This window comes from Acrocarpospora catenulata (assembly GCF_018476525.1).
Classification (GTDB): Bacteria; Actinomycetota; Actinomycetes; order Streptosporangiales; family Streptosporangiaceae; genus Acrocarpospora; species Acrocarpospora catenulata.
Map to the genome: position 1 here is coordinate 53726 of NZ_JAHCST010000005.1, position 12437 is coordinate 66162.

A 12437-nucleotide genomic window follows, 5' to 3' on the forward strand; every position below is an offset into this window, starting at 1 on the left:
CCCTTCTCACTCGGCCGGCCAGCGGGCGGCACGCAGATGGCGGTCGAACAGGCCGCCGATGGTGAGCAGCGCCTGCAGCGCCGCCAACCCGAGCACGGTCACGGCGACCGTGGTGAACTGCAGCGCGAGGCCGCCGGCCAGGGAGCCCAGCGGGGCGCCGACGCCGACGATCGTCATGGTGGCGGCGATGGCCCGGCCGCGCCGCTCGTCCGGGGTCTGACGGAAGATCAGCAGGTCGACGAGCACCCGGAGCGCGGGCAGCGGCAGCGCCGCCACGAAGAGCAGGAAACACACCCAGACCGGCCCGTACGGCAGGGCCAGCAGCGCGACCGCGACCGTCATCACGGTGGAGGAGGCGATCAGGAACCGGCCGGGGGTGAGCTTGCGGTGCAGGCGCGGGACCAGGACCGACCCGGCGAGCATGCCGAGCGCCGTGCCGCTGAGCGCGAGCCCGATCGTCCCGGCGGAGGCGCCCTCCAGCTGGAGCGCGACCACGACCACGAGGATCGCCGCCGTGACGCTGAAGTAGAAAACGCTGATCATCGCGAGCGCGGCCCGGATCGTCCGGTGCCCGAGCAGGTAGCGTACGCCGTCGAAGACGCTGGGGGCCTCCGACCAGACCCCGGCGCGGTCACCCTCGGCGGCCGGCTTGTTCGAGGGGGCGGCGACGGCGACCGTGATCAGGGAGACCAGGAAGCCGATCGCGGCGGTGACGAACGGGTAGGCCCGGGAGAGCGCGAACAGGGCGCCCCCGATCGGCGGGCCGGCCAGCGCGGCGGCGGCGCCCCGCGCCTCTTCCTGGCTGAGCGCGCTGGTGAGCTGGGTGTTCGGCACGACGGCGCGGACCAGCAACATGCGGGCCGGCGCGCCGAACGCGGTGGCGGCGCCGAGCACGACCGCGACGGCGATCAGGTGCGGCACGGTGACCGCGGACAGGTACAGGGCGGCGGCGATCGAGCCGATGGAGACCACACGGGTGATCTCGGCGGCCAGCAGCACGCGGCGGCGGTCCCAGCGGTCGACGAGCACGCCCGCGGGTAACCCGGCGAGGATCACGGTGCCGACCTGGATGAAGCCGAAGAGGCCGGCCAGGGCCGGCGAACCGGTCAGCGCGAGGATCAGCAGGGGGTAGGCGACCTCGGCCGCCTCGACGCCCACGTTGGCGGCAGACCCCCCGGCCCAGAGCGCCTGGAACCGCCAGTTGCGCCGCAGCGGGACGGGAACAGCCTCGGTTTCACCGGCGGGTCCGACCTCGGGCCCGGCTGCGGCCGAGAGCGCGGCGGAGGGCGCGGCGGAGGGCGCGGCCGAATGCGTGGCAGCGGGCGCGGGGGAAGGCGTCTCAGGCTCGTCGCTCATGGAGCCGATCATGGCGACGCCTGGTGTGGCGGTCATCCGTTCACTCTCTATGACATGTTCACTCATACGTGAATGGTAACCCTGTGGAGTATGGTTGACGCAATGCTGAATGAGGAGGTTTTTGGTAAATGGACGTTATCCGCCACGTCGACGACGTCGAGACGCTCAAAGCCCTGTCAGACCCGCTCCGCCTGGCGATCATGCGCTGCCTGATGCGCGACCCCCGCGCCGCGCTCAGCGTCAAGGAACTCGCCCATGAGCTGGATCAGCCGCCCACCCGGCTCTACCGGCACATCAAGGTGCTGGAGAAGGTGGATCTCATCAGGGTCGCGAGCACCCGCGTGGTCTCCGGCATCATCGAGTACCAGTACCAGGCGGCCCAGCTGAGCCTGCGCATCAGCCGCGAACTGGTGTCGGAGCCGGGAAACAAGAACGAGCTGGCCGCCGCCATCCTGGCCACGCTCGACGACTTCCGGGCCCGCCTGCTGCGCGACGTCATGGCGGGGCGGCTGGGCCAGGAGAGAACATCGGAGGGTACAGACGGCAACGGCGCGGACGAGACGCCCGCGCCGCTGGTGATCGCGCTCGACAACGTGCTGCCCCCGGCGCGGGCGGTGGAGTTCCGCGCGCGCCTGGACGAGCTGGTTCAGGAGTTCAACGACCCGGAGGGCACCGAGGGCATCCCGATCGAGTTCCTGCTGATGATGTGGTCGCCGCGGAACACCTGATCCCGGTGCCGCACCATCCCGGCCACCCGGAACGCCAGTTCCAGCGACTGGGTGTGGTTGAGCCGGGGATCACAGGCAGTCTCGTACCGCCGGCCCAGATCCTCGGCCCGTACGCCGGCGCCGACGCACTCGGTGACGTGGCCGCCGGTGAGCTCCAGGTGGACGCCGCCCGGATGGGTGCCGAGGGCGTGGTGGACCTCGAAGAAGCCGCGCACCTCGTCCAGCACGGTGTCGAAGTCGCGGGTCTTGTGCCCGGACGCCGCCTGGTAGGTGTTGCCGTGCATGGGGTCGCAGACCCACACGACCCGCGCGCCCGAGGCGGTGACCTTCTCGACGAGGGCGGGGAGCCGGTCGCGGACCCGGTCCGCCCCCATCCGGATGACGAAGGTGAGCCGCCCGGGCTCGCGGTCCGGGTCGAGCCGGTCGATCAGGGTCAGCGCCTCGTCGCAGTCGACGCTCGGGCCGAGTTTCACCCCGATCGGATTGCCGATCCCGGCGGCGAACTCGAGGTGCGCGCCGTCCAGCCGCCGGGTGCGCTCGCCGATCCACAACATGTGGCCGGACAGCCCGTAGTGCTCCCCGGTCCGGGAGTCCTTGCGGGTGAGGGCGCTCTCGTAGTCCAGGAGCAGGGCCTCGTGGCTGGTGTAGAACTCCGCCGCCCTGGACGCGGCGGTCGAGACGCCGCACGCGGGCACCTCGGCGTGACCGGCCGCCGTGAAGGCGCGGACCAGGTTCAGCGTGGTCGCGGCGGCGTGGTAGGCGCGCAGCAGCCGGGCCGGGTCCGGCTCCCGGGCCTCGGCGGTGAACGCCAGCCCGTTGACCGCGTCGCCGCGGTAGGCCGGCAGCGTCAGCCCGTTCCTGGTCTCGGTGGGCAGGGAGCGCGGCTTGCCGTACTGGCCGGCCAGGCGGCCGACCTTGACCACCGGCAGGCCGGTGGCGTGGACGAGCACGACGGCCATCTGCAGCAGCGTGCGCAGCGTGGCGTGCACGCCCTCCGCCGTGACGTCGGCGAAGGTCTCGGCGCAGTGGCCGCCCTGGAGCAGGAACGCCTCGCCCCTGGCCACCGCGGCGAGCCGCGCCTTCAGCTGGTCGCACTCCTTGGCCGGCACCAGCGGCGGCAGGTCGGCGAGGTCGGCGACGGCCGCGGCGAGCGCGTCGCGGTCCGGCCAGTCGGGCTGCTGGAGCGCCGGGAAGACCGCGCGCTTCATGATTTCGTGGCGACGAACAGGCGGCCGGTCGGGAACCGGTGGGCGCGGCACTCGGCCTGGGCGAACCCGGCGGCCGTGAACCGGTCCAGCCACTCCTCCTCACTGGGCAGCCGCACGCCCATGCTGCTGGCGTGCAGGTAGGTGAAGAGCGCGCTGAACCGCCGCTCCCGCTCGTCCGGCGCGTACGGCACGGCGTCGGTGATCGCCATGATCCCGCCGGGCCGCATCGCCTCGTGGCAGTTCTTGAGCACCAGGTCGAACACGTCGGCGTCCTGGATCACGTCGTGGAACACGAAACCGGCGTGGATGACGTCGGCGCCCCGCACCGGCGACGGGTCCTGGGCCAGCGACTCCACCGAGCGCTCCACCACCTCCAGCCGCTCCGCCAGCCCGGCCTCCGCGGCCCGCCGTCCGGCCTCCCGGCAGGCGTCGCCGCTGAGGTCGAGGGCGACACCGGTCGCCTCGGGCAACCGGCCGAGCAGGTCGATGAGCAGGCCCGCCGCGCCCGCGCCCAGGTCGACGATCCGGCGCGGCGCGACCGCGACGATGGTGTCGATCGCGGCCGGGTAGAAGCCCTTCGCCCCGATCCAGCGCGAGCTGACGGCCACGTGCCGGCCGTTCCTGCGGTGCGCCGCGGCCGCGCCGACCGGGTCGCGCAGGAACTCGGCGGCGTGCTCGATGAAGGGCCGGTTCGCGCCCAGCGACCAGGACAGGTACCCCGCCTCGTAGGTGCGGTCGGCGAAGTCGTCGCTCACCCGGAAGCGGCGCGGCGACTCCGTCCACTCCAGCAGCCCGGCCGCGACCAGCGCCTCCAGGAACGAGGTGACGCCGTGCTCGGGCAGCTCCGCGGCCCCGGCCAGCTCGGCGGCCGACACCGTCGCGCCCGGCGTGAGCAGGTGGAATATCCCCAGGTTGTCCGCGATCTCCATCAGCGCCGCGACCGCGGCCAGGTCGGCCGCGATCTCACGGATGTTCGGCGTGCTCATGACGGCTCCACTTCGACGATCATTTCGATTTCCACGGCCATGCCGAACGGGAGCTCCGCCACCCCGATGGCGGAGCGCGCGTGCCGGCCTTCGTCACCGAACACCTCGGCGAGCAGCGCAGAGGCGCCGTTGATCACATCAGGGGTCCGGGTGAACCCGGGGGCGCACTTGACCATCCCGAAGAGCTTGACCACGCTCCTGATCCGGTCCAGGTCGCCGAGGTCGGCGCGGAGGCTCGCCAGCATGCACAGCGCGGTCAGCCGGGCCGCCTCCTGGCCCTGTTCCAGCGTCAACTCCCCGCCCACATGGCCGATCACCGGAATACCAGGATCCAGGTTCATGGGCACGTGCCCGGACACGAACACCAGGTCGCCCGACTGCTTGGCAGACCGGTAGAGGCCGGCCGGGCGCGGCACCTCGGGCAGGGTCAGGCCCAGCTCGGCCAGGCGCTTCTCGGCGCTCACGACCGGGCTCCTGACTGGTCGAGCGACTGGTCGAGCGTCTCGTCGAGCGAGGACACCCGGGTTCGCACGTCCATGCTCGGGCGGCGCACGACCCGCTGGTGGGGCTCGGGCGTGCCGATGTAGAGCCACCCGAGCAGCCGCTCGGACTCCGCCAGCCCGAGCGCCTCGCGGATGGCGGGCTTGTCCAAATGCGGCCCGGTACGCCAGATGGAGCCCCAGCCGCGGATGTGCAGCAGCAGGCTGAGGTTCTGCACCATCGCGGAGGTGGCCGCCAGCTGCTCCCACTCGGCGACCTTCCGGCCGGCCTGCGGCTGGAACACGATGGTCACCAGCAGCGGGGCGCGCAGCGGCTTGCCGGCGTCCCGGTCGTCTCCGGTGTCGGCGGCCAGCGCGCTGCCGACGATGCGCCGCGCCTCGCCGCGGATCACGATGAGCCGCCACGGCCGCAGCAGTCCGTGGTCGGGGGCGGTCGCGGCCTTCTCCACCAGCAACATCAGCTCGTGGTCCGCGGGGGCGGGGGCGGTCAGCCGGGCGACGCTGCGGCGGCTGACTATGGCCTGGATCGGGTTCACTCGTACGCGCTCCTTTCAGGTAGGGCGGCGGGGTTCATCGGCCAGAGGCGGGCGCTGGGCCCGGAGTGGGGGATGCGCTCGACCTGGCGGCTGGTGAGACCGGCGGTGTCGGCGACCGCGAAGCGGGCGCCCACCCCGGCGAAGCCGGACCGGAAGTGGTGGGCCGACTTGACCGCCACGAGCTCGTGGTCCGCCACCCGCACGCCGTGCAGCAGCAGGATCTCCGGGTCGAGCACCTGGAGCCGGTTGGTGGAGACGATCACGTCGGCGCGGCCCACGGTGAGGCGCACGCTGGGCCCGAAGTCGGCCTCCTGGCCGGCGCGCATGCTGCGCTGCACGATCCGGCCGTCGGTGATCGCGCGAACCGTCGCGCGCACCCGCAGCGGCGGGCCGCTGAACACGCCGTGCCGCCCGCCGAGGTCGAGGTCGAGCTCCGCGCCGACCCCGGCCGCGATGGCGGCCCGCACGGCCGCCGGGTCGTGCACGGTCGCGAAACAGGCCCGCAGCCCGGCGTCCAGCACGGCCCGCAGCAGGTGGGTGCCGTCTCCGCAGCCGCCGCCGCCCGGGTTGTCGGAGGCGTCGCCGACGACCAGCGGCCCCGGCCCGCTCACGGCGGCCGCCACCACGTCCTCCGGCGTGACCGGCTCGGTACGGAAGCGCTCGCGCTCGTCCCACAACCACGCCGCCAGCCGTGCGTTGACGGCGTCGGCGCTGGCTCCCACGGTCACCACGGAGGATCCCGCCTGCGGCGTGTCCGCGTACGGGAAGCCGTGGAAGACACTGCACGCCAGCACGCCGGGCGCACGCTCGGCGGCCCGGGCGAGGTCCCGCAGTTCGGCGGCGGGCCCGGCGTCGGTCGGCGACGGCGGCAGCACCATCGGCAGCCGCGTGATCCGCGTCCGCGCCCGGCCCGCCAGCAGCGCGGAAGCCGCCCGCCTGGCCCGTTCTGCCATGTCGATGTGCGGGTACTCGTGAAAACCGACGATCACATCGGCCAGGTCGGCGAGCTCGTCCACCAGGTTGCCGTGCAGGTCGAGGGTGATCGCGACCCTGACGCCGCCGAGCCGCGCCCGCAGCTCGCGCAGCAGCCGCAGTTCCAGCGACTCCTCTGGGGCGATCACCCCCGCCCCGTGCAGGTCCAGCAGGACGGCGTACGGCTCATCGCCCGCGGCCGCCTGCTCGGCCGCGTCGAGCAGGCGGCCGGCCAGGATCTCGTACGCCTCGGGGGAGACCGGCCCGGCCGGCTCGGCGCGGGCGTGAAGAAGAGGCACGACCGGGACGCCGAGCTCGGCGCAGGCCGCCAGGTATCCGCCGGGGACGGTGTTGGTGCCCTCGAACGCGGCGAGCAGCGCGGAGCCGTCGGCGACCACGAAACCGTCGAGGCCGACCGTGCCGGTGACCTGGGCGGCGAAGGTGCTCGACTCGTGCACCAGCCCGCCGACGAGGGCCTTCATCAGCTGGCCCGCAGGCTCGGCCGGTCGGCGGCGGTGGGCAGGGCCGCGGCGTTGTAGCCGCGGCGGCGGCGCGCCTCGGCCAGCGGCACTCCCTCGTCGAGGTCGGCGCGGACCAGGGCCTCCATCGCGGCGATGCGCTCGACCCGGTCCGCCACGTCGGCGGCCAGTTCGGCGGGCACCACCACGACACCGGAGCCGTCGCCGCACACCACGTCGCCGGGCCGGATCAGGACGCCGCCGACGACCACGGGCACCTGCACCTCCGCCAGGCGCACCCGGTTCTTGCCGGACTTCATGTAGCCGCCGAGGCTCCAGACCGAGTAGCCCAGTTCGCGGGTGTCGTCCACGTCCCGGCAGCAACCGTCGATCACGGTCCCGGCGATGCCCCTGGCCAGCGCGACGCCGGTCAGGATGTCCCCCCAGACCGTGCAGTGCGTGCGGCCCTCGTTGGCGATCACGATGACCGACCCCGCGGGCACGTCGTCGATGAAGTCGGCGGCCGGGCCGGGCTGCCCCGGCTCGACCTGCTCGAAGCGGAGCGTGAAGGCGGGGCCGCTCACCACGCCGCGGCCGGAGACGCGGGCCAGGCCGGGCAGACCGCCGTTCACGCCGAGCTGGTCCAGCGCGTCGCTGATCGGCGCGGTGCCGTGCTTGCTCAACGGGGACATGATCACTCCTTGGTGAGGACTAGTTCGCGGGTGACGGCGACCCCGTCGGTGGGCTCGGCCCCGATGCCGGGGGCGGCCAGCGGCTCGACCCAGCCGGGAGCGGCGAACTCCACGGTCGGGAAGGCGCCGTCGTCGACGTAGTAGCGGGCGCTCGGCCCCACGTCGCCGGCGAGCGTCATGCCCGGCAGCGTGGCCAGGGCCAGGTTGGTCCAACGGCCGACGCCGAGTTCGTACTTGGCGCCGACGAAGGTCGGCACCCCGTGGTCGCGGCAGAGGTCGTGGATCCTGATGGCCTCGGCCAGCCCGCCCACCCGGCCGATCTTGATGTTGACGATCCCGCAGGCCCCGGCGCGCAGCGCGCGTCGCGCATCGGCCGCCGACTTGACCGATTCGTCCAGGCAGACGGTGGTGTCGGTCAGCCTGCGCCGCAGGGCGGCGCTCTCGTCGATCATCCCGGCGCCGAACGGCTGCTCGATCGCCAGCAGGCCCAGCCCGTCCAGGCCGGTGAGGTGGTCCAGGTCGCCGGGGCCGTACGCGGCGTTGGCGTCGGCGATGAGCGGCAGGCCGGGGAAGGCCGCGCGGACCGCCCGGACCGGGACCAGGTCCCACCCGGGGCGGATCTTCACGCGGACCCGGTGGTACCCGGCGTCGCGCGCCGCGCCGACGGCGGCGACGAGTTCCTCCGGGGAGGGCTCGATGCCGACCGTGGCCGCGGCCTCGACCGGGCGGACGGCTCCGCCGATTTCTACGCAGAGCGGACGACCGGCGAGGCGGGCCCGCAGGTCCCAGAGCGCGCACTCCAGCGCGCCCTTCGCCTCCTCGTGCCCGCTGACCACGCTCATGTCCCGCCCGTCGAGCACGAGCGGCGCCAGGTAACGTGCCAGCAGGTGCCAGGCGGTCTCGATGGTCTCGTAGTTGTAGTACGGCGTTTCCATCGCGGTGCACTCGCCGTAGCCGGAGAGCCCGTCCGCGTCGGCCCGGACGAGGACCTTGGTCCACGTCTCGAACGACTGCCAGCGGTTCTCGAAGGGCCGGCTCAGCTTGGCGGTCACCATCCGCAGCACGACGCGGTCCGGCCTCATGGCGACACGTCCCCGATCACGCGCACGGCCAGCTTCTGGCCGCCCTGGAACACGTTGAGCCGCGGGTTCAGCCCGGCCTTCGAGCCGAAGCCGAGGACCCGGCCGCGCATCACGTAGGTGTCGAAGGTGACCGGCATGGCCGTGATCGACGGGTGGTCAGGACCGATCGTCGGGTAGGCCGTGGGCGGGATGTGGGCCTGGGCGACGTGGCCGTCCGACAGCCCGGCGATGATGGCGTCCTCCCAGCCGGTCCGGGAGACGGCCCGGCCGATGGTGACGCCGTCGCCGCGGATGTCGTAGGGCTCCTTGAGCACGTAGCGGTGCGGGCGCTCGATCAGGTCGTCGTACAGCAGGGCGGTGCCGTCCACCCCGGGCGCGTCCTTGGCGACGCGGCGCGTCCACGGCAGCAGCCGGGCCACCAGCGCCCGCTCCTCGTCGGAGAAGAGTTCGGCGAAGCGCGGCTCCTGCGGCAGGGCCAGCGACAGTTTGCTCTCCGCGACGTAGCGCGCGCCGAAGGGGTTGACGTGCGTGAACGAGTCCGTCTGTACGGCGTCGAGCCAGCGCGCGACGAACCCGCCGTCGGCGGTCAGCGCCCGCCAGGGGGCGGTGTTGAGCTTGTTCCAGCAGGCGTCGGCGGGCCGCCCGCCGAAGTGCACCCGCCCGCGGGTGACCCGCAGGTCGCGCGGGTCGGCCACGTAGGCGTCCACGCCCGCGGCGGTGAAGGCGGCGGCCATCTCGCTGCTCTCCCGGGTCACCGCCCCGGCCGGTTGCAGGATCGCCACGTGCTCGGGCCACCCGAGCACGTCGAGCAGCGCGTGCTCGGAGGTGTAGGTCAGCGGCGAAGCCGGGCCGAGGTCCACGCCGAGCCGCTCGAGCACCTCCGCCACGATCTGGTTGATCCGCCCGGTGAACAGGCTCCCGGCGGGCGCGTCGGCGTTGTTCTCCAGCAGGTACGGACGCTCGGTGCCCTGCTCCAGATACCCGTCGAGCCGGCAGACCTGCACCTGGTCCGCCAGCCGCCGGTCGGCCAGCACCAGCGCCTCGGCCGCCGGATCCAGGCGGTACCACCGCCGGACCTGCTCCTCCGTCTGGTACAGCCGCACGATCTTGTTGAGCAGCCGCACATAGTCCTCCGCCGCCCGGGAGAACTCCAGCGCCGCCGTCTCACTGACCGTCAGCGGCAGCGGCGAGAGCGGGAACCGCTTGTTCTGGTACGCGGGAGCCTCCCGCACCACCTCGGCCATGGCCCGGTGGACGGCGGGGCCGCGGGCGACCAGGGTCGCCGCCGCCGCGAGGGCCGAGTCCCAGCGGATCACGACCTGACCTCCTCGAAGTAGCGGCCGACGAGCGCCCGGGTGACGGGGGAGTCCGGCCAGGCGCGCACGGCGTGCCCGTCGAAGGACCGGACCGGGGCGAACTCCAGCCCGGTGCCGCACAGGAACGCCTCGTCCGCCTGGTAGGCGTCGATCCGGCCGAGCACCGTCTCGCGCGCCGTCAGCCCGAGCGCACTCGCGCGGTCGAGCACCCAGCGGCGGGTGATGCTGGGCAGCACGCCCTCGGTGAGCGCCGGGGTCAGCAACTCGCCGTCGCGCACCAGGAACAGGGCGGCCGTCGGGGCCTCGCACAGCCGCCCGGCCGCGTTGGTCAGCACGCAGCCGTCGAAACCGGCGGCCTTGGCGTCCAGCAGCGCCAGCCGCGGCCCGCCGTAGTTGGGGATGCCCTTGGCGGCCGACGGGAAGGCCAGGTCGCAGGCGCGCTGCCAGAGGCTGACCTGCAACCGCATGCCCTCCCACGCGCCGTCGCGCAGCCAGCGTTTCCGTCCCATCGGGGTGGCCGAGATGGTGAGCGCCGGTTCGACCTCGGCGTCCATCAGGCCGGGGTTGACCGCGTTGACGGCGATCCGCAGGTACGCGTCGTCGTCGATGCCGTTGCGCAGCACGAGGTCGTCGACCAGTTCCGGGATCTTGTCGATGCCGGGGTCGGGGATCCGGCTGAGCGCCAGCGAGTAGCCGAGCCGGCGGACGTGCGCGTCCAGCAGGAACGGCCGCACCCCCGACCGGTCGGCCCGGCGGTAGAGCCGTACGCCCTCGAAGACCGACACGCCGTACCGGAGGGCGAGGCCGCCCACCGGCACGGTCGCGTCCGCCGCGTCGCACCACGCGCCGGCGTGGAAGACCTGGCTTCGGTGATCTCGCTGCACGGCCGTCACGCGTTCGGGTAACGGAAGACAGGTTCGGAAGGGTCGTAGGCCTCGCGCAGGATGGCGTCGAAGTGACGGTGCCGCAGCTCCAGCGCCCGCACCAGGTAGTCGTGGGCCTGCTGCCGCAGCTCGGGGGTGTCGCAGTAGCGCACCAGCAGCTCGCGGGCGGCGGCCGCGTGCTCGTCCTCCAGCTCGCTGACCGCGTCGGACCCGGCGTCGCTGGAGGCGTGGTGCACGAAGAACTCGTAGCCGAAGCGGGGCAGGCCGTAGTCGTCACGCATCACCGAGAGCATGCTGCGCCCGCCGTCGGCGGTGACGATGGGCGGCTGGCCCTCCATCAGCAGCAGCACCGAGGCGACGCCCGCGGTGAAGTGCACGTCGGTGTTGTTGCACGCGTCGATGTTGTGCGCGACCACGGCCGAGGTCTCCGCCCAGGGGCGCGGGTCGTCCAGGTACTCCCTGGTCACCCCGACCGCGCTGCCGAAGTCGGCGAAGGTGTCCAGGTGCCGCGAGGAGCCGGACAGGGACCCGGTCTCCTCCTCGTAGATGTTCTCCACGAGCAGGGCACGCAGCCGGTAGTCGTCCACCCGGGACGCGATGCCGAGGATGTTGCGGGTCCAGAGGTTCTTGATGGGCCAGCGCTGCACGACGAACGTCTGCAACAGCCGCTGGGTGGCCTTGCCGGCGAGGATGGTCTGGTAGAGGGGGCTGGTCATCTTGCGGCGCTCGCTGATGAGCTGGTCCAGTTCCGCCACGAAGCCGGTCATTGAATTCACCTTTGTTAGGAGTTCAGCAGGGGGAGCACCCCGCCCTTGGCGCGGAGGTTGGCGATCTCGTCGATGTTGAGGTTGAGCAGGCCGGACACGATCGACTCGCAGCGGGCCATCGCGCCACCCTCGCGGAGCGGGGAGATGACGTCGGCACTGGTCAGGGCGAGTGGGGTCAGGTCGAAGGGGGCCTCGCCGCGGGCCCGCAGGTAGCTGGCGAGCAGTTCGAGGCAGAGGTTGCCGCCGCCCTTGCCGAGGCCGCCGAGCGAGGCGTCGACGTACTCGCAGCCGGCGGCCAGCGCGGCGAGCGAGTTGCCGAAGGCGAGGCTGAGGCCGTCGTGCGCGTGGAAGCCGAGCGGCACCGAGGTGGCCTGCCTGGCCACCTCGACGAGCTCGGGGACGTCCTCGGGGAAGAGGCTGCCGTTGGAGTCGGCCAGGTAGAACACGTCGGCGGCGGCCCGCTCCGCCACGGCGGCGGCGGAGGCGATGGCGGCGGGATCGAGCTCGCTCACCCGGATCAGGTTGAGCGCGGCCCGCATGCCCGCGTCGTGGATGGCGGCGATCTCGCGCTCGGCCTGGTCGAACGCGGTGGGCCGGGTCGGCAGCCGGACCATGCCCACACCCAGGTCGGCCAGCTCGCGGTAGTGCGCCGCCGGGACCGGCTCGCGGACCATCACCACCAGCGTGGTCGTGTCGGCCGCGGTGGCCCGCAGCTTCTCCAGGTAGTACGGCGGGCAGGACGCGGCGGGCACGGTCCCGCCGTCCACGTCGTGCCGTTCCGGGCGGAAGTAACCGACTTCGACGCTGAGGACGCCGCCGTCGGCGACGGCGCGCACCACCCGGATCGCGTCGGACAGCGACCAGGCGTGCCGGTTCACGTAACCCCCGTCTCTGAGGGTCACGTCGAGGACGTGGGGGATGCGCATCGGACGACTCCTCTTGCTGTGTGTCT

Annotated in this window: 13 protein-coding genes; 1 reads left to right on the forward strand and 12 read right to left on the reverse strand. The window is 73.0% G+C overall.

Annotated features, from left to right (window positions below; genetic code table 11):
- Nucleotides 1-6: 6 nt before the first annotated feature.
- The gene (locus KIP79_RS06830) at nt 7-1392 is read right to left on the reverse strand and encodes an MFS transporter (RefSeq protein ID WP_214103822.1); all 1386 of its coding nucleotides are present in this window, start codon (nt 1390-1392) and stop codon (nt 7-9) included.
- 92 nt (nt 1393-1484) lie between these two features.
- Between KIP79_RS06830 and KIP79_RS06835 the strand changes: the two genes are divergently transcribed.
- Complete coding sequence (locus tag KIP79_RS06835) at nt 1485-2084, forward strand: ArsR/SmtB family transcription factor (protein ID WP_214103823.1); 600 nt, start codon at nt 1485-1487, stop codon at nt 2082-2084.
- Here the strand turns inward: KIP79_RS06835 and KIP79_RS06840 are convergent.
- Genes KIP79_RS06840 through KIP79_RS06890 form a run of 11 tightly spaced genes read right to left on the reverse strand, consistent with a single transcriptional unit; the run spans nt 2003 to nt 12411 of the window.
- Nucleotides 2003-3292, reverse strand: a complete 1290-nt coding sequence (locus tag KIP79_RS06840) for a 3-deoxy-7-phosphoheptulonate synthase class II (RefSeq protein WP_214103824.1) — start codon at nt 3290-3292, stop codon at nt 2003-2005. The two genes, KIP79_RS06835 and KIP79_RS06840, sit on opposite strands and share 82 nt — an antisense overlap.
- The gene (locus KIP79_RS06845; protein ID WP_214103825.1) at nt 3289-4278 is read right to left on the reverse strand and encodes a class I SAM-dependent methyltransferase; all 990 of its coding nucleotides are present in this window, start codon (nt 4276-4278) and stop codon (nt 3289-3291) included. Before KIP79_RS06845 ends, KIP79_RS06840 begins: the two co-directional genes overlap by 4 nt.
- On the reverse strand, nt 4275-4742 hold the full coding sequence (locus tag KIP79_RS06850) for a RidA family protein (RefSeq protein WP_214103826.1): 468 nt from the start codon (nt 4740-4742) through the stop codon (nt 4275-4277). Before KIP79_RS06850 ends, KIP79_RS06845 begins: the two co-directional genes overlap by 4 nt.
- Nucleotides 4739-5314, reverse strand: coding sequence for a nitroreductase family protein (locus KIP79_RS06855; protein WP_214103827.1), 576 nt, complete (start codon nt 5312-5314; stop codon nt 4739-4741). The genes KIP79_RS06850 and KIP79_RS06855 overlap by 4 nt, the downstream gene beginning before the upstream one ends.
- Nucleotides 5311-6768 (reverse strand): M81 family metallopeptidase, encoded by a 1458-nt coding sequence (locus tag KIP79_RS06860; protein ID WP_214103828.1) that lies wholly within the window; start codon nt 6766-6768, stop codon nt 5311-5313. Before KIP79_RS06860 ends, KIP79_RS06855 begins: the two co-directional genes overlap by 4 nt.
- Nucleotides 6768-7436 carry an RraA family protein gene (locus tag KIP79_RS06865; RefSeq protein ID WP_214103829.1) on the reverse strand — a complete coding sequence of 223 codons (669 nt, stop codon included), beginning with the start codon at nt 7434-7436 and terminating at the stop codon, nt 6768-6770. The genes KIP79_RS06860 and KIP79_RS06865 overlap by 1 nt, the downstream gene beginning before the upstream one ends.
- Before the next feature lie 2 nt (nt 7437-7438).
- Nucleotides 7439-8518 carry an o-succinylbenzoate synthase gene (gene menC / locus KIP79_RS06870; RefSeq protein WP_214103830.1) on the reverse strand — a complete coding sequence of 360 codons (1080 nt, stop codon included), beginning with the start codon at nt 8516-8518 and terminating at the stop codon, nt 7439-7441.
- Nucleotides 8515-9834: a hypothetical protein gene (locus KIP79_RS06875; protein WP_214103831.1), complete on the reverse strand. Its 1320-nt coding sequence runs from the start codon at nt 9832-9834 to the stop codon at nt 8515-8517. The genes menC and KIP79_RS06875 overlap by 4 nt, the downstream gene beginning before the upstream one ends.
- Nucleotides 9831-10718, reverse strand: a complete 888-nt coding sequence (locus tag KIP79_RS06880) for an aminotransferase class IV (protein ID WP_214103832.1) — start codon at nt 10716-10718, stop codon at nt 9831-9833. Before KIP79_RS06880 ends, KIP79_RS06875 begins: the two co-directional genes overlap by 4 nt.
- Before the next feature lie 5 nt (nt 10719-10723).
- Nucleotides 10724-11485 (reverse strand): iron-containing redox enzyme family protein, encoded by a 762-nt coding sequence (locus KIP79_RS06885; protein ID WP_214103833.1) that lies wholly within the window; start codon nt 11483-11485, stop codon nt 10724-10726.
- 14 nt (nt 11486-11499) lie between these two features.
- On the reverse strand, nt 11500-12411 hold the full coding sequence (locus tag KIP79_RS06890; RefSeq protein ID WP_214103834.1) for a hydroxymethylglutaryl-CoA lyase-like TIM-barrel protein: 912 nt from the start codon (nt 12409-12411) through the stop codon (nt 11500-11502).
- Nucleotides 12412-12437: the final 26 nt, after the last annotated feature.